The sequence below is a fragment of the Pseudonocardia nigra genome, from assembly GCF_019396355.1.
Taxonomy (GTDB): Bacteria; Actinomycetota; Actinomycetes; order Mycobacteriales; family Pseudonocardiaceae; genus Pseudonocardia; species Pseudonocardia nigra.
On record NZ_JAHKRK010000049.1, the window covers coordinates 24678 to 41415 of the forward strand.

Annotated in this window: 12 protein-coding genes; all 12 read right to left on the reverse strand. The window is 70.8% G+C overall.

The window, feature by feature from the left end:
* Positions 1-21: 21 nt before the first annotated feature.
* Complete coding sequence (locus KME75_RS15060; RefSeq protein ID WP_308282792.1) at positions 22-3348, reverse strand: acetyl-CoA carboxylase family protein; 3327 nt, start codon at positions 3346-3348, stop codon at positions 22-24.
* Positions 3345-3578, reverse strand: a complete 234-nt coding sequence (locus tag KME75_RS15065; protein ID WP_219415327.1) for a hypothetical protein — start codon at positions 3576-3578, stop codon at positions 3345-3347. Before KME75_RS15065 ends, KME75_RS15060 begins: the two co-directional genes overlap by 4 nt.
* A 48-nt stretch (positions 3579-3626) precedes the next feature.
* The gene (locus KME75_RS15070) at positions 3627-6545 is read right to left on the reverse strand and encodes an ATP-binding protein (protein ID WP_219415328.1); all 2919 of its coding nucleotides are present in this window, start codon (positions 6543-6545) and stop codon (positions 3627-3629) included.
* Positions 6546-6904: 359 nt separating this feature from the next.
* Positions 6905-7636 (reverse strand): 3-hydroxyacyl-CoA dehydrogenase family protein, encoded by a 732-nt coding sequence (locus KME75_RS15075; protein ID WP_219415334.1) that lies wholly within the window; start codon positions 7634-7636, stop codon positions 6905-6907.
* A 22-nt stretch (positions 7637-7658) separates the two neighbouring features.
* The gene (locus tag KME75_RS15080) at positions 7659-8546 is read right to left on the reverse strand and encodes an ABC transporter ATP-binding protein (protein ID WP_219415336.1); all 888 of its coding nucleotides are present in this window, start codon (positions 8544-8546) and stop codon (positions 7659-7661) included.
* 5 nt (positions 8547-8551) lie between these two features.
* The gene (locus KME75_RS15085; RefSeq protein WP_219415338.1) at positions 8552-9568 is read right to left on the reverse strand and encodes an ABC transporter ATP-binding protein; all 1017 of its coding nucleotides are present in this window, start codon (positions 9566-9568) and stop codon (positions 8552-8554) included.
* A complete protein-coding gene (locus KME75_RS43155) occupies positions 9568-10437 on the reverse strand; it encodes an ABC transporter permease (protein ID WP_219415340.1) in 870 nt (289 codons plus the stop codon). The genes KME75_RS15085 and KME75_RS43155 overlap by 1 nt, the downstream gene beginning before the upstream one ends.
* Positions 10438-10451: 14 nt before the next feature.
* Complete coding sequence (locus KME75_RS15095; RefSeq protein WP_219415342.1) at positions 10452-11375, reverse strand: ABC transporter permease; 924 nt, start codon at positions 11373-11375, stop codon at positions 10452-10454.
* 9 nt (positions 11376-11384) lie between these two features.
* The gene (locus tag KME75_RS15100; RefSeq protein WP_219415343.1) at positions 11385-12929 is read right to left on the reverse strand and encodes an ABC transporter substrate-binding protein; all 1545 of its coding nucleotides are present in this window, start codon (positions 12927-12929) and stop codon (positions 11385-11387) included.
* On the reverse strand, positions 12926-14653 hold the full coding sequence (locus tag KME75_RS15105; RefSeq protein WP_308282793.1) for an AMP-binding protein: 1728 nt from the start codon (positions 14651-14653) through the stop codon (positions 12926-12928). The genes KME75_RS15100 and KME75_RS15105 overlap by 4 nt, the downstream gene beginning before the upstream one ends.
* Positions 14654-14743: 90 nt before the next feature.
* Positions 14744-15625: an ABC transporter permease gene (locus KME75_RS15110; protein WP_219415345.1), complete on the reverse strand. Its 882-nt coding sequence runs from the start codon at positions 15623-15625 to the stop codon at positions 14744-14746.
* A 14-nt stretch (positions 15626-15639) separates the two neighbouring features.
* Positions 15640-16578, reverse strand: coding sequence for an ABC transporter permease (locus KME75_RS15115; RefSeq protein WP_219415347.1), 939 nt, complete (start codon positions 16576-16578; stop codon positions 15640-15642).
* Positions 16579-16738: the final 160 nt, after the last annotated feature.

The window sequence follows — 16738 nt, forward strand, 5'->3', positions numbered from 1 at the left end:
GTTTGCTGAGACGGACGCTCCCTACCAGGTGTCGATGCACGGCCGCTTCTTCTGTGACCGTACGGGGACGGGGGCCGGTGACCGGAGCGCCGACAGGACCCACCGGCGCGAGTCCATCGGGTCGATCACGTCGTCGAGCTCGAAGTGTGATGCGGTGTTCACCGCTTTTCCCTGCTCGTAGCGCTCCGCCACCATCCGGTCGAAGGCCTCCTTGCGCTCGCGGGGGTCCTTGATCGCCGCGAGCTCGTGGCGGTATCCGAGTTTCACCGCCCCTTCGATACCCATGCCGCCGAACTCGCCGGTGGGCCAGCTGACCGCGAAGCGGGGGGCGTGGAAGCTGCCGCCCGCCATCGTCTGGGCGCCGAGGCCGTAGGCCTTGCGCAGCACGATGGTGCAGAAGGGCACGGTGAGACTCGCGCCGACCACGAACATGCGGCTGACGTGGCGTACCTGCGCGGTGCGCTCCGCGTCGGGGCCGACCATGATCCCGGGGGTGTCGCAGAGGAACAGGATGGGCAGGTCGAAGGCGTCGCACAGCTGCAGGAAGCGGGCTGCCTTGTCCGCCCCGTCGGCGTCGACCGCGCCGGCGAGCTGGGTGGGATTGTTGGCCACGATGCCCAGCGGCTTGCCCTCGATCCTGGCCAGCGCAGTCACCATTCCGCGCCCGAAGTCACGGCGCAGCTCGAGCACCGAATCGGTGTCGGCGAGGGTGCGGATGACCTGCTCGACGTCGTAGGTGCGCAGCCGGTTCTCCGGGATGAGGCTGCGCAGCCTGCGCTGGTCGTCGCACTGCCAGCCTTCCTGCGGCCCTTGAAAGTAGGAGAGGTACTGCTTCGCCACCCGGACGGCCTCGGCCTCGTCGGCCACGGGAATGTCGACGACCCCGTTGGGAACCTGCACGCTCATCGGGCCCACCTCCTCGGGCCGGTAGATCCCGAGGCCGCCGCCCTCGATCATGGCGGGCCCGCCCATGCCAATCGTCGAGTCGGCCGTCGCGATGACGACGTCGCAGCAGCCGAGCAGCGCGGCGTTGCCGGCGAAGCAGCGCCCCGAGTTGATCCCCACCAGCGGTACGAGCCCGGACAGCCGAGCGAAATAGTGGAACGCGTGCACGTCGAGGTGGGCGACGCCCGACCCGTCGGTGTCGCCCGGGCGGCCGCCGCCGCCCTCGGTGAAGAACACGACCGGCAGCTGCCACTGCTCGGCGAGGGCGAACATGCGGTCCTTCTTGCGGTGGTTCTGGCCGCCCTGCGTCCCGGCGAAGACGGTGTAGTCGTAAGCCAACACCATCGTCTGCCTGCCGTTGATGTCACCGATTCCCGTGAGCAGCCCGTCGGCAGGCGTCTTCTCGATGAGCTCCTGCAGCGGGCGCCGCCTGCGCTGTCCGGCGATCACCAGGGGTCCGTACTCCAGGAAGGTGCCCGGATCGCACAGGTCGTCCACGTTCTCGCGGGCGGTCCGCTGCCCGGTCCGGCGCCGCCGGGCGACGGCGTCCGGGCGGGCCTCGTCGTGCCCGTACCGGTGCCGGTCAATGACCTCGGCGAGATCCGGGCGGACCTCCTCGGGGTCCCACTCCCGTTCCTCGACGGTGTCGGCGTGCTCGACGTCGGACTCCTCGAGCTGCAGCAGCGCGTCGCCCTGGGCCACCGTGTCCCCGGCCGCGACGGCGAGCCGCCGCACCACGCCGCTGACGTCGGCGGCGACGACGTGCTCCATCTTCATCGCCTCGATGACCAGCACCTGCTGTCCCGCGCGGACACTGTCGCCCGGCGTGACGTCGACGCTCGCAACCGTTCCCCGGATCGGGGCGGCGATCGCGCCGGCACCGAGTTCCGCCGAACTCGCCGCCGGTGCAGCGGTCTTCCCGTGGTGGAGTACCGCGAGCGGGTCGTTGCGGTCGACGCGGACGGCCGGGGCCGGTTGCGGTGCGACGAACAGCGGCTGGTGCTCAGCGACGCCGGAGACCAGCTCGGCCATGTGCTCGGCCAGGAACCCGGTCCAGACGTGACCGGCGGTGAATTCGGGGTGGGACAGCAGGCTCTGCAGGAAAGCGGTGTTGGTGTCGATCCCGTCGATCCGGAACTCCGAGAGGGCCCGGTAGGCCTTACCGGCGACGTCGGCGAACCGGTCCGACGCCGTGCGCACCACGAGTTTGGCGAGCAGGGAGTCGTAGTGCGGGCTGGGCTCATAGCCTGCGTAGCCGAAGGTGTCGACCCGGATGCCGCGCCCGGACGGCGGCTGGAAAATCCGCAGCGTGCCGTCTGCCGGGCGGGCCGTGCCGTCGGGTGCCATCGTCTCCATGTTGACGCGCACCTGCATGGCGAAGCCCTGTGACGCCGGGACGCTCCCCTGGTCCAGCCCGAGCTCGTGCAGGGCCGCGCCTGCGGTCAGCCGCAGCTGGGCCTGCACGAGATCGATACCCAGGAGCTCCTCGGTGACGGTGTGCTCCACCTGCAACCGCGGGTTGGCCTCGATGAAGAAGAACTCGTCGCCGGCCGGGTCGACGAGGAACTCGACCGTGCCGGCGTTGCCGTAGCTCACCTCGGCCGCCATCCGCACCGCCGCGTCGAGCAGCCGGTCACGCATCGGGCTCGGGAGGCCGGGGGCCGGAGTCACTTCCACGAGCTTCTGGTGCTGACGCTGGATGCTGCAGTCACGCTCCCACAGGTGGCTCACCGCACCGGAGCCGTCCCCCACGATCTGCACCTCGACGTGCCGCGCGCGTTCCAGATACCGCTCGACGTAGAGCGCATCATTGCCGAAGGCGGCGCGCGCCATCGCGGCGCACCGGGCGTAGGCATCAGCCAGCTCGTCCGCGGTGCGTACGGCCCGGATGCCCCGGCCGCCGCCGCCCGCCACCGCCTTCACCATCACCGCCGCCCCGTCGGGCAGCGACTCGAGGAACCGCTGCGCGTCCGCAAGCGGCGTCGGCTCCGAGGTTCCCGCCAGCACGGGCACCCCGCACGCCTGCGCCAGGGCTCGGCCGCGGGTCTTGTCGCCGAACAGCTCGAGGACGTCCGGCCGCGGCCCGACGAACGCCAGGCCGGACTTCCCGCACAGCGTGGCGAACCGAGGGTCCTCGCTCAGGAACCCGTAGCCGGGGTGCACGGCCGCGCATCCGCAGTCGCGCGCCACCTGCACGAGCTGTTCCGCGTCGAGGTACGCCGCTGCTCCGGTGCCCCGCAGGGCGCGGTTCTCGTCCGCCAGCCGGGTGTGGAACGAGCCTCCGTCGTCCTCGGCGTGCACCGCGACGGTGTGGACGCCGAGCTCGGCGGCCGCGCGCAGGACCCGGACCGCGATCTCCCCGCGGTTGGCGACGAGCAGGCTGGTCAGGCCGGGCGGACTCACGTGATTTCCCGCGACTCGGTCATCTCGGCCTGTTCGACACCCGAACAGCCGCTGAGGACCTCGAGATGGCTGAGCAGCTGGAGCCAGCCGGTGAAGGCTCTCGCCTGCTGGGAGTCACCCGCGGCAATGACGGTCCCGAGCACCTGCGCCGCGTCGGGATCGCTTCCGGCGGGCAGGCGTTCGAACCGGACGATGACTTCCCGCAGCGGCGCGCCCGTGGTCGATTCCACGTTCGGACGATACGGCCGGCGGCACCGGCGGCGGATGTGGAAGCGTCCCTACGGAGTCGCGGCTCCCTCCCTACTGCCGCGGTCGGGCGGAACCAACCCGGGCACCAACCCACCACGCTCCAGGGCGACCACCAGATCGATGCGGGAGCGGCATCCGGTCTTGCGGTACAGCCTGCTGAGGTAGGCCTCGACGGTCTTGCGGCTGTAGTGCAGGACCTGCGAGATCTCCTGGTTGTTGAGCCCGTCGTGCACCAGCTGGACGAGCTGCCGCTCGGTGTCGGTCAGCTCGCCACCACGGGGCGTCGGGCGGTGGATGCGGTCGAGTGTCAGTCCGGCCGCACGGGCCTGCGCCAGCACCAGCTTCTGCCACACCGGCGTTTGCAGGTCTCCGAACAGCGCCAGCGCGCGGTTCAGGTGCTCCTCCCGGTCCTGATCCAGGGCGGCGAGTACGTAGTGGGCGCGTGCCGCGACGAACCGCAGGCCCGCTGCGGTCGCCTCCGCGAGCACGCTCTGCGCGAGTTCTGGCTGCCGGTGCGTGAGAGACATGGCGAGATCGGCGGTGTGCCGGATCTTCGGCAGACCGGTGGCGTCGGCGACGTCGGCGAACTCCCGGGCCGTCCGGCACGCCTCCCCGACGTCCCCCACCTCCAGGTAGCCCCCGGTCAGCGCATCGAGTGCCTGGTGGGACACCTCACGCCAGCGGTGCTCGTGCCCGACGTCGCGCTGGACGCGCAGCGACGCGAACGCATCGTCGAAGTCCTTGCGTGCCAGGGCGACCCGGGCTCGCAAGCACTCCCACACCGAGGCGTAGCTCGCCCACTCCGACGGGGGCGCGACGGCGGTGAGCAGCTGGGCCGCGTCGCCGTAACGCCCGCGCTCCAACAGGATCTGCACCTCGATGAGACGCAGCCACGCCAGGTTCTTGGCCAGGCCGCTGAACTCCAGCCGGACCGCCTCGGATCGGATGGTCTCGAGTGCCTGCGACCACTCACCCGCGAGGAACTGCGTCATCGCGGTCGCATAGCCGATCTGGCCACCGATGTCCTGGCTGCCCGTCTGCGGGGCGAGTTCGCCTGCCTGGACGAGCATGTCACGGGCTCGGGGCAGCGCACCGGCACGGCTCAGGATGTAGGCGCCGGACTCGAGTGCGGACAGCCGCGCCCCCGATGGCAGGCACCCGTTGTCCGACGAACCCAGTTCGGCCAACCGATCCGCGGCGGCGAGCACGGCCTCGTAGTGGCCGATGGAGTTCTCGGCGTGCCCGAGATAGCTGTAGGTGATGGCCTGGTCCTCGGGGGCGCTGCCGGGAACGGCGACGCGCGCGGCCGCCATCTGGGAAACAGCCTCGTTGGTACGGCCCATATGGGCGAGGAGCAGCGCCCGCTGGGCGAGGAAGGGCGCGGCCTCCTCGACCTCCGACAGCGCCGCGCTCAGCAACTCCAGCGCCTCACCGAGCCGGCCCATCGCGTAGGTCGCGTTGACGACGCTGGCCAGCGTGGTCGCGTGCGCCCGGCCCGGTGGGAGCAGGGCAAGCGCACGCCGACCGGCCTCCACCGCGAACTCCGGCCGGGAGCCCTTCCAGTAGGCGACGGTCTGGCGGGCGAGCAGCAGTGGCGTCTCGGGGGAGTCCGGCGGCAGCAGGTCCAGGGCGCGCTGGTACCACCGCCCGGCGGACAGGGGAGCCGCATGGCGCGTGGCCGCTGCGGCCTGCAGGGCTGCGTCGATGGCGGGGCGATCGCCGGGGCCGGCGCCCTCGGTGACGTGCCCGGCCCACTCGAGCAACCCCATCCGCAGCGCTGACCCGTTCTCGCGGACGTGGTCGGAGATCGCGCGGTGCAGGCGCCTGCGTTCCACCGGACCGAGGTCCTCGTAGAGCGCTTCCGCAATCAAGGGGTGGGCGAACTCGTACCAGCCGACGCGGCCGGGAACGAGGATGCCGGCCTCGCTGAGACTGTCGAAGGCCTGCTGCACGCGCTGCGTGGACAGTGACGTCAGCTCCGACAGCAGCGCGAGGTGGTCGAGGTGCACCCGGCCGAACGCCGACAGCACCCTGGCCAGCTCGCGGCTGTGCTGGTCCTGTTGGAACACGCGGTGCAGCAGCGCGCTCCGTCGGGTGAGAACGCCGGGTGCGGGATCACCGGTCAGGTAATAGGTGCCCTGCTCGGCGCGGATCGCGTTCCCCGCCTGCAACGACAACAGCGTCTCGCGGGCGAACAGCGGATTCCCCCGGCTCCGGGCGTTGATGTAGTCGACGAGCTCGACGTCGGGCCGGCCGTCCAGCATGGCGGACACGAACGCCTCGACGGCGTTCCGGTCCAGCGGCGTGAGCTCACCCGTGAAGCCGAGTCCGCCGTCCACGAGGCGGCCGACGGTTGCCGCAAAGCCCGTGCCCGAGCCCCACTTGTCGCGGCGCGCGGCGAAGAGCTGCAGGATGGGATGGGCCGCGAGGTGTCGTGCCGCCAGCGACAGCGCCGTGAGGCTCTCGTCGTCGGCCAGGTGCGCGTCGTCGACGGCGAGCACCAGCGGCTGCGCATGCGCCAGGGCCCGCAGCAGCCTGGTCGTCAGTACGTAGGGTGACGGCGACCGGGTGGCGCGGGCATCGAGCGGATCGGTCAGCACCGCCTGGTCCGCGGCGTCGAGCAGCGCCGCCAGCTCGCGGTGGACGTCCGGATCGAGCGTCTCGCGTTCGAGCGGCGCGAGAAGGTCCTTGAGGGTGGCGTAGGCGATGCCGTGGTCGTAGCCCTGGGCCGGGGCGTACAGCGTGCGGCAGCCCAGCGACTCGCCGTGATCGAGAAGTTCGCGCAGCAACCGGGTCTTGCCGATGCCGGCTTCCCCAGTGACCAGGCAGGCACCACCCCGCCCGTGCGCGACGGCGGCGACGGCCTCCGTGAAGCGGGCGAGGGTGCTGTCCCGGCTCCCGGCCGCATCCCCGTCGCGCGAGCGGGCGTCGACATCCATGTCGGCCATTCATCGAGGTTAAGCCAGATCCGGGGGGAAGAGGGAGATCCGGAGAGATCCGGGCGCAGCCATCGGGAGCCCAGGCCGCGGCAGGTGGGCATCGCACTGCCAGCCCATCGGAATCGCGATAATGGGGTGATGCCGGGAATCGGAGGGTCGGTAGCGGCGCACGCGGTGCAGGCGGCGCTGGAGAAGTTGCCGGCAGGTCCGGGGAGGGCGATGCGTTCGTCTGCGCCGGGGTCGAGACCGCCAGCCGGTACGGCGCGGGCCTGACCGACGACATCGAGCGCCCTGCCCCGCAGTTCGCCGCGCAAGATCGACCTCAGAGGGTTCATCAGGCCCGCCGGCGGGTTCTCTTCCGAGGGGGGTCACGCCCAGCCCGACCGCGCCCCTCCCGCCATCGTGTACGGGCCTGCCGGCCACCGGAAACAGTCGACCAGGAGCTGGTCGACCTCCTCCGGCGTGGCGATCCCGTCCTGCACCACGCTCTCCGCTTCCCGCCGGACCGCGCGGTACACCCGGTTGGCGACGTATCCCCACGCCTTGTCGGTGTCCTTCACGACGATCGGGTTCTTGCCGAGGTCGCGGGCCAGCCCGGTCATGAGTGCGACGGTTTCGTCCGACGTGGCCGGGGCCCGTACGATCTCGGCCAACCTCATCACCGGCGGGGGCGAGGCCCAGTGCCAGCCCACCACCTTGTCGGGGCGCTCGGTGGCTGCCGCAAGGGCGCAGATCGGGAAGCCGCTGGAGTTGGACGCGAGCACGGTGTCCGGCGGCATGCGGCGATCGAGTTCGCGGAACAGCCCGATCTTGAGGTCGAGCCGCTCGGGCACCGCTTCGATCACGAGCTCCGCGTCAACGGTGTCGGCCAGGTCGGCGGTGAACCGGATCCGCGACTCGGCCTGCTCGGCCTGCTCGGCGGTGGCCTTGCCCCGTTGCACCGCCGAATCGAGGCCGAAGCGCCCGCTCCGGATCGCCTTGCGGGCCCGGTCGAGGGCGGCGGGCTCGAGGTCGTAGCAGACCGTCGGATGCCCGGCCAGCGCGAGGACCTGGGCGATACCGGATCCCATGACACCGGCACCGAGTACGGAGACCTTCATCGGCTGACCTCTCTTCCTGTCGTCATGTCACGTCCTCCCGCACGAACCGATCACTGCCGGCGGGCACGAGCGCACCGCACGCCCGGCGGTCCGAGCTCGTCGACGTATCGGTCACCTCGTCCTGCTCGGCGGCGGAGATCTGCGCGGCAAGGGGGTCGTCGACGGCTGCGACGAGCGTGCGCGTGTAGGGGTGCAAGGGGTTGTCGATCACGTCGACGGTCGGCCCGGACTCGACCACGAGACCGTGCCGCATGACGAAGAGGCGCTCGGTGAGATGGAAGATCGCGGTGAGGTCGTGCGAGACGACGACGTAGGTCAACCCGGCTGAGCGCGCCTTGTCGTTGAGCAGGTTGATGATGTGCCCGCGCACGGAGATGTCCAGCGACGTCACCGGCTCGTCCAGCAGCACGAGTCGGGGGTCGGGGGACAGCGCCCGCGCGATGGCCACCCGCTGTCGCTCCCCGCCGCTGAGCTCGTGCGGGAACTTGTCGATGTAGCTCGCCGGCAGCTCCACCGACGTGAGCAGCTCGGCCGCCAGCTCGCGTCGTCTCCCGCTGCGCGCCCCGGTTCCCGCCCACCACGGCTCCGTGATGACACGCCAGACCCGGTGCCGGGGGTTCATGGAGCCGCCCGGGTCCTGAAAGACGGCCTGGATCTGGGCCCGGTACCGGCGGTAGGCGGCGGCCCGCAGCTGCTGCACGTCCGACCCGTCGAACCGGATCGTGCCCGCGCTGGGCGGCTCGAGGCACAGGAGCAACCGGAGCAGGGTCGACTTCCCGCTGCCGGACTCGCCGGCGATGCCCACCGACTCGCCTGCGGTGACGGCCAGGTGCACGCCGTCGACCGCCCGCACCTCGCGGTGGCGGCCGTAGTGCCGCCGGACGTCGGCCGCCTCGAGCAGCGGTGCCATGGCTGTCACCTTCCGGGGTTCCAGCACCAGTAGGAGTGTTCCGCCCCGTCCCGGTCCTCCGGCGGGAACTCCGCGCAACGGTCGAGCGCGTTGGGGCATCGGGAGCGGAAGGGGCAGCCCGTCCCGGTCCCGCCGTCGGATCCGCCGGTGATCGTCGGCAGCGGCGCGCCCCGCGTGCCCCGGTCGAGGGACGGCAGCGCGTCCAGCAGGGCCCTGGTGTACGGGCTCCGGGGGCGGGTCAGTAGCTGCGCCGCCGGCCCGCGTTCCAGCATCCGGCCGCCGTACATCACGATGATGCTGTCGGCCATCGCGCGCACGACCGCGATGTCGTGGCTGACCAGCAGGAGCCCGCTCCCCACGGCGGACATCTCGGCCAGCAGCAGCTGTAGGAGCCTGCCCTGCAGCGACACGTCCAGCGATGTCGTCGGCTCGTCGGCGATCACCACCTTCGGGTCGGCCGAGAAGGCGATCGCCACGCACACCCGTTGCCGCATCCCGCCGCTGAGCATGTGGGGGTAAGCGCGGAGCACCGCGTCGGGATCGTCGAAGCCCAGTGCCGCCAGCTGCTTGCGGGCCCACTGCATCGCCTGCGACCGGTTCTCGACGCCGTGCAGGATCCGCGCTTCGGCGAGCTGCGCGCCGATCCGGCGCACCGGGTTGAGGGCGGCCAGCGGGTCCTGGAACACCATCCCGACCTCCCGCCCGCGGGAACGGCGCAGCTCCGCCGGCGACGCGGTCGTGAGGTCCTTGCCGCCGCCCACCCGGACCGTGCCCGCCGTGATCGTCAGATTGTCGGCGAGGAGGTCGACGACCGCGTGGCACAGCGTCGACTTGCCGCTGCCCGACTCGCCGACGACCGCCACCACCTCCTGCGCGCGCAAGGAGAAGGACACGTCACGGATGATCGACGGACCGGCGCCCTGCCCATGGGTGCGGACGCCGACCTCGAGCTCCTGCACCTCGAGAACGACATCACCGACCTCGCGGCCCGTTCCGGCGCGCTGGGTCTTCGCGGCGTGCATCACTGCGCTCCCGCCTCGCCGATGGCGATGTCCCGTCGGCCGCGGTTGGCCACCCGGGGATCGAGCAGGTCGCGGAGATGGTCACCGGCGAGGCTGAGCGCCAGCACCGTGAGGGTGATGGCGAGGCCGGGGAACACCACCAGCCACCACGACTGCAGGTACTGCGTGCCGCCCGCGAGCATGTTGCCCCAGTCCGGCCGGGGTACCTGCACGCCGACCCCGAGGAACGACAGCGCCGCGGAGATGATGACCGCGATCGCCAGGTTCAACGTGGCCAGCACGACCATCAGGCTCAGGATGTTGGGTACGACGTGCAGGCCGAGGATCCGTGGCCGGGACAGGCCTGCCACGCGCGCGAGCTGCACGAAGTCGGCTGTCGAGACGCGCATCGTCTCGGCCCGGATCACCCGCGCGTACTGCGGCCACGTCACCAGCGTGATCGCCACGATCGCGCTTGTGATGCCGGGCGAGAGGGCCGCGGCGAGCAGGATGGCGAGGATGATGGGGGGCACCGAGAGCTGGATGTCGGAGACCCGCATCAGCACGGCGTCGAGCGCCCCACCGCGGAACCCGGACGTCAGCCCGACGGCGGATCCGACGGTCGCGGCGAGCAGGACGCTCGACACCGCGACGAGGAGCATCGGCCGCGTGCCGAGCATGAGCCGGGACAGGGTGTCGCGGCCCAGCTCGTCGGTGCCCAGCACGTGGAGGCCGAGCTGCCCGTGCGACAGCGGCGGCAGCAGGGCGTCGGTGAGTCGCTGCTGGTAGGGATCGTGCGGCACCAGCCACGGCGCCGCGAAGCCGACCACCACGACCAGGACGAGCAGGCCGGTGGCGAGCAGCGGGACCCAGTCCCGGTGGTGCCGCACGGGCGTCAACGGTGTCATGCGTGCACTCGCAGCCGGGGGTCCGCCACCCGGTAGAGCAGGTCCACCGCGGTGTTGATGGTCACGTAGCCGACGCCGAACACCAGCGCGACTCCCTGGACGAGCGGGAAGTCGCGCTCGGCCACCGCCTCGACCATGAGGTTGCCGATGCCCGGCCACCCGAAGATGACTTCCACGATCACCGAGCCCCCGATCAGGTTCGCCAGCGCCAGCCCGATCACCGTCATGACCGGCAACAGCGTGTTGGGTGCGACGTGCCCGAGGCCGACGCGGAACTCACCTGCCCCCTTGGCCCGCGCCAGCTTCACGAAGTCCTGGCCCAGCACGTCCAGCGCGGCGGCCCGGGTGATCCGGAACAGGACGGCGATCTGGAACGACGCCAGCGTCACGGCGGGGAGCACGAACGACTGCGGCCCGGTCATGCCGCCGATGGGCAGGAGACCCAGCTCCACGGAGAGGATCAGGATCAGGACCGGGGCGAGCCAGAACGAGGGGACCGCCTGCCCGACCATGCTCAGCGTCACCAGGAGGCGGTCTGCGGGCTTCCCGCGATGGAAGGCGGCGACGAGTCCGAGCGGCACCCCGACGACGATCGCCAGACCGAGGGCGGTCACCGCCAGTGCCACCGTGGCTCCGATCCGCGAGCCGATCATCTCCGTGACGGGTTGGCGCCAGTAGTAGGACTCCCCGAGGTCGCCTTGGACCGCGTCGAGGAGGAAGCGCACGTACTGCTCGGGCAGGGAGACATCCAGGCCGAGGAGCCTGCGGGTGTTCTCGATCTGCTCGGCGGTCGCCCCGGGGGGTGACATGAGGACGGCCGGGTCGGCGCTCAGCCGGGTGAGGAGGAAGACCAGTGTGATCGCGCCCCACACCGCCAGCAGCCCGCTGCCCACCCGGATGGCCAGGCCCCTGCCCGTCATCGCTGCACCTCAGCACGGTTTCGCATGGCTCATGTCCGTGAAGGGCGAACCGTAGATCGGCGTCCAGCAGACGCCACTTCGGAGGGCGAAGGCCTGCTCGGAGGAGTAGAGGGGGATCTCGAGCGCAATGTCGTGGATGTAGCGGAACGCCTCGACGTAGGCCTGCTCCCGCGCCTCCTCGTCGACGGTGGAGGAGATCTCCTCGATCATCGCCTGCAGCTGCGGGTCACAGACGTGCGAGTAGGGGGCGTCGCACGCGAGCTGAGTGATCAGCCGGAACTGCGGGTCGTAGGTCGTCTGGTCGCCGTGCAGGCCCAGTGCCGCCTGGATGGGCGGGGGCGTCGCCCTGATGTGCTCGATCCACTGGCTGTACTCGACGACGCGCACGGCCGCCCGGACCCCGACGTCGTTCCAGTATCCGGCCACGGCTTGCATCACCTGCTCGGACGCCGGGAGGCGGCCGTTGGCCGGGGTGACGATCTCGATGTCGAACCCGTCCGGGTACCCGGCCTCGGCCAGCAGCGTCCGGGTCCGCTCGGGGTCGAAGGGGCGCTGCCGGTAGTCGACCCTGTCGAATCCGGAGCTGAGCGGCGCAACGCCGGCGTAGGGGACGCCGAGCCCGCCCAGCACCTGGTCGATGATCCGCTGCTTGTCGATGGCGAAGTCCAGCGCCTGGCGCACGGTCGGGTCCGCCCACGGGACGTCCCCGTCGAGGCGCCCGAACTTCACCCAGACGTTCTCGCCGGTGTACCCCGACACAACAGTGAGCTGCTCGTCCGCCTCGAGCTGGGCCAGGTTCTGCGGCGGGACCTGCGAGATGACGTCGACGGCTCCGCTGCGGATGGCGGCGACGCGCGAGTTGGCGTCCGACAGGATCCGGAACTCGTACCGCTGGTAGGCCGCCTTCTGCTCGCCCCAGTAGCCGTCGAACCGCTCGAGGGTGAACGAATCGCGGATCCGCCGCTCGACGAACCGCAACGCCCCGGTGCCCACGGGATTCTGGGCGAAGTACTCGTCGCCGTTCTGCTCGATGTAGTCCTTCGGGACGATCGCGGCGAAGCCGCCGCCCGGGATGAAGGAGCCGTCGAACTGCTTCAGGTGCACGGCCACGGTGTAGTCGTCGATCACGTCGACGCGGTCGAGCTGGTCGAGCAGGTACGCGAACGTGTTGCCCAGCTCCGGGTCGACGAAGCGCTCGAAGCTGTACTTCACGTCGTCGGCCGTCATCGCCTCGCCGTTGTGGAACGTGACGCCCTGGCGCAGCGTGAAGGTGATGATCGTCCCGTCCTCGGAGATCGTGTAGTCCGTCGCCAACGCCGGTTGCTGCTTGCCCTCGACGTCGCGTTCGAGGAGCGTCTCGAACACATTGGACGTGAAGTAGGCGTCCGTTCCGGCCCGGGTCGCGTGGGGATCCAGGTTCTCCGGCTCGCTGCCGATACCCACGGTGAGGACCTCGGTGCCGCCGCTCGTTCCGCCCCCGCCGCCCCCGCAGGCGACCGTGAGCAGCACGACGGCCGCCAGCACGAGCGCGCGCACCGACCGTCGGGCGGTCATGATGCGCACCGCCGCAGCTCGTCCTTCTTCACCTTGCCGGTGGCGGTGAGCGGGAACTCCTCGACGACCCGGACCGCCGGCACCTTGTAGGTCGCCATGTTCTCCCGGCACCACGCAGTCAGGTCCGCCTCCGTCACCCGGCCGGCCGCCGGTGGTGCGAGCCGCACGAACGCCACGGCGCGCTCGCCGCGTTCCTCGTCCGGCATCCCGATGACGGCGCTCCCGACGATGTCGGGATGCCGTCCGAGGATCACCTCCAACTCCGACGGGAACACGCTCATCCCGTTGACCTTGAGCATCTCCTTGCGCCTTCCCAGGAAGTGCAGACAGCCGTCCTCGTCGAGGCGCCCGATGTCGCCGGTGTGCAACCAGCCGTCCCGCAGTGCCGCAGCGGTGGCGTCCGGGCGGCGCCAGTAACCGCTGAGCAGGGACGGGCTGCGTACGCAGATCTCGCCTTCGGCGCCGAGCGGAACCAGCGCTCCGGTGTCGAAGTCCACGACCTTGAGCTCGGTGCCGGGCATCGGCAGGCCGCAGAACACCGGTTCGCTGTGCAGGTCGCGGTCGCCGTCCTGGAAGCCGGTGACGAACGTGTCGATGGTGTGGGTCTCGGTCATCCCGTAGGCGCTCTCCCGCAGCACGCTGTGCTCGCCGGCCACTTGCTGCCAGCGCCTGCGGTGCGCCACCGTGAGCTTCTTGACGAAAGACATCGCGCCCGGGGCGATGACGCTGGACAGGTCGTGCTCGCCGATGTCGGGCTGCTCCATGAGCTCGACGTAGTTGTCGACGGTGGCGCCCAGCCCGCTCACCCCGTACCGCGGCACGGCCGCGAGCACGGCCTGTGGGTCCCACCGCGCCAACAGCACGCAGGTGGTGCCGGTGAACACCGGCAGGATGACGGCGACGTCCTCCCCGGCGATCCAGAACACCGGGATGAAGACCAGGCTGACCGACGGGCCGTTCTCGGGGCCCGTGCCGCGCATGCGCGCCGCGCACGCGGCCGTGTAGATCATGTGCCGTTGGGTGTGCTCGCACCCCTTCGGCAGCCCGGTCGTCCCGCCGGTGTAGTTCAGTGCGGCGAGCGCGTCGAGGTCCTGGTGGGGGCGGACCTGCGGTGGTCGGGCGTCGAGGACGTCCTGCCAGCTCAGCCCGGTCCCGTGCTCCTCGCGCCCGTGCGTGATCATCGGGGGCACCGGGAGGGTGGGCGACTCCGGGAGGTACTCGTCGAGGCCGGTGGTGACGACGTGCTGCAGGCTCGTGCGGTCGCGCAGCGTCTCGATCAGCGGGAGCAGTTCGTCCCAGACGAGGAGGAGCGCGGCCTCGGTGTCCTGCAGCTCGTAGACGATCTCCTCGCCCTTGAACAGCGGGTTGACCGGGACGTGGACCGCCCCCGCTTTGAGGATCCCGTAGAAGGCGATCACGAACTGCGGGCAGTTGGGCAGCATGACGGCCACCCGATCGCCCGGGGAGACACCGCGCTCGAGGAGGAAGCCGGCGAATCGGTCGCTCAGGTCGTCGACCTGCCCGAACGTCAGCTCGGTGCCGTAGAAGACCAGGAGGACCCGGTCCGGGTCCGTGCGGGCCCACTCCTGCAGGTACTCCGTCAACGGGCGCTCGCCGAACGGGTACTCGAGCTCGGTCGGCAGACCAGCGGGCCACACCGCGCGCTGCCGCCGCGCCAGGTCCTCCAGATAGTCCTCTTCGGACTCGACCAGGTTGTCCTGCACGTGAACCCCTGCCGCTTGGACCACTGCGTCCGGTGGCGCGTTCCCGCCGACGCTAGGGAGGTGGCCCCGCGCCGGGTAGTGGGGACCTCCCTACTCCGGTCGGAGCCGCCTCCTCGACAGGAGCCTGCGCTCGGAATGGGCCACCGGGTCGAGGGCGTCGCGCATCGAGTCGCCGAGCAGGTTGAACGCCAGCACGGTGACGGCGATGGCGAGCCCCGCGGGATAGACCTGCAGCGGTGCACGGCTGATGAACCGGGCCGCTCCCTGGAGCATCTCGCCCCAACTCGGCGTCGGTGGCTGGACCCCGAGGCCGAGGAAGCTGAGCGCCGCCTCGGCGAGCAGCGCCACCGCCATCAGGAACGCCGTCTGCACGATGACCGGCTGGATGGAGTTCGGGACGACGTGGCGCAGGATCGTGAGGTGCGGGGCGCTGCCGAACGTGCGAGCGGCGTCGACGTAGAGCCTGCCCTTGACCGCGAGCACCTGGCCGCGCACGAGCCGTGCGAACGAAGGGGCGAAGATGATGCCCACCGCGATCATGGCGTTGGTCAGCCCCGGGCCGAGGATGGCGATCACGCTGATGGCGAGCACGATCGCGGGGAACGACAGCAGGGTGTCGACGATGCGCATGAGAATGTTGTCGAGGACGCCGCCGACGAACCCGCTGATGAGCCCGACCGGTACGCCGATGAGCAGCCCGACGCCGGTGGCGATGATGCTCGCGAGCAGCGACACGCGGCCGCCGAACAGCAGCCTGCTGAGATAGTCGCGGCCGAGGTCGTCGGTGCCGAGCCAGTGTTCGGCCGACGGGCCGGCGAGGATGTTGCCGAGATCCTGTTCGGCCGGGTCGTAGGGGGCGATGAGCGGGGCGGTGAGGGCGACCGCCACCAGCAGCAGCAGCCACGCGGCGGCGAAGGCGGCCCGGCGATCGTGCCGGAGCCACGCGACGGGCCCGAGGAACGCGTTGTCCACTCGTACCTCCTGATCTACCGGGTCCGGGGGTCGATGAGCCGGTAGGAGATGTCGACGAGCAGGTTCGTGACCACGACGAGGACGACCATCGTGAGGACCACGCCCTGGATGACGGGGAAGTCGCGCTGCAGCGTGGCGCCGACCACCAGGCTGCCGAGGCCGGGGATACCGAACACGGTCTCGATCACGACTGTGGCCCCGAGGAAACTGTTGACCAGCAGCCCGGTGACCGTCGCCAGCGGCAGCGCGGCGTTCTTCAACGCGTGCTGCCAGACGATCTGCCGCGTCCGGAGGCCCTTGGCCCGGTGGGTGCGCACGAAATCGGCGTTGAGCGAGTCGATGAGGGCGCTGCGCAGCTGGCGGGCGACGAGCGCCGCGCCGCCCGAGCCGAGCGCGACGGCCGGGAGGATCAGGTACTGCACCGCGACCAGCGGATCGGTGGCGACACCCACGAAGCCCGTGGCCGGGAACCAGCCCAGGGTCAGGGAGAACACCGACACGAGGATGAGGCCGAGCCAGAAGTCGGGCACCGCGACGCCGACCGTCGAGACTCCGGTGATCATCGCGTCCGTGGCCGAGTTGGCGCGGCGCGCGGCGGCAACCCCGAGCGGCACACCGATCAGCAGCGACAGGATCAGCCCTGCCACCATGAGCTGAAACGTGACCGGGAGGGTCCGGGCGATGGCCTCGACCACCGCCTCACCGGTGTACAGCGACTCGCCGAGGTCACCCTGGACGACGCCGATCAGCCACTGCCAGTACTGGACCAGGATCGGGTCGTTCAGGCCCAGCTGTTCGCGGAGCTCGGCCAGCTGCTCCGCCGACGCGCGCTCGCCGAGGATGGCTATAGCGGGGTCGCCGGGCACGAGCTGGAGCAGTGAGAACACGAGCAACGTCGCCAGCAGCAGCGTGGGTACGAGGACGATGAGACGTTGTCGCACAAGTGCCGTCACGGGGCCTCCCCGGTCGCAGCGGATCAGTGCTCAGGACTAGAGCGTGTCCCGTGGATCATGCGGGTCGGCTGCGGTAGATCTCTTCTGTGCTTGATCGCCACGACTTGACCGACGCGGAGTGGGCACGGCTGGAGCCGTTGCTGCCCGACCGGACACCGCG

Coding starts and splice junctions, on each gene's coding strand:
- KME75_RS15070 (WP_219415328.1), bottom strand. CDS start 6,545: ATGGCCGACATGGATGTCGACGCCCGCTCGCGCGACGGGGATGCGGCC.
- KME75_RS15100 (WP_219415343.1), bottom strand. CDS start 12,929: ATGACCGCCCGACGGTCGGTGCGCGCGCTCGTGCTGGCGGCCGTCGTG.
- KME75_RS15085 (WP_219415338.1), bottom strand. CDS start 9,568: ATGCACGCCGCGAAGACCCAGCGCGCCGGAACGGGCCGCGAGGTCGGT.
- KME75_RS15080 (WP_219415336.1), bottom strand. CDS start 8,546: ATGGCACCGCTGCTCGAGGCGGCCGACGTCCGGCGGCACTACGGCCGC.
- KME75_RS15095 (WP_219415342.1), bottom strand. CDS start 11,375: ATGACGGGCAGGGGCCTGGCCATCCGGGTGGGCAGCGGGCTGCTGGCG.
- KME75_RS15075 (WP_219415334.1), bottom strand. CDS start 7,636: ATGAAGGTCTCCGTACTCGGTGCCGGTGTCATGGGATCCGGTATCGCC.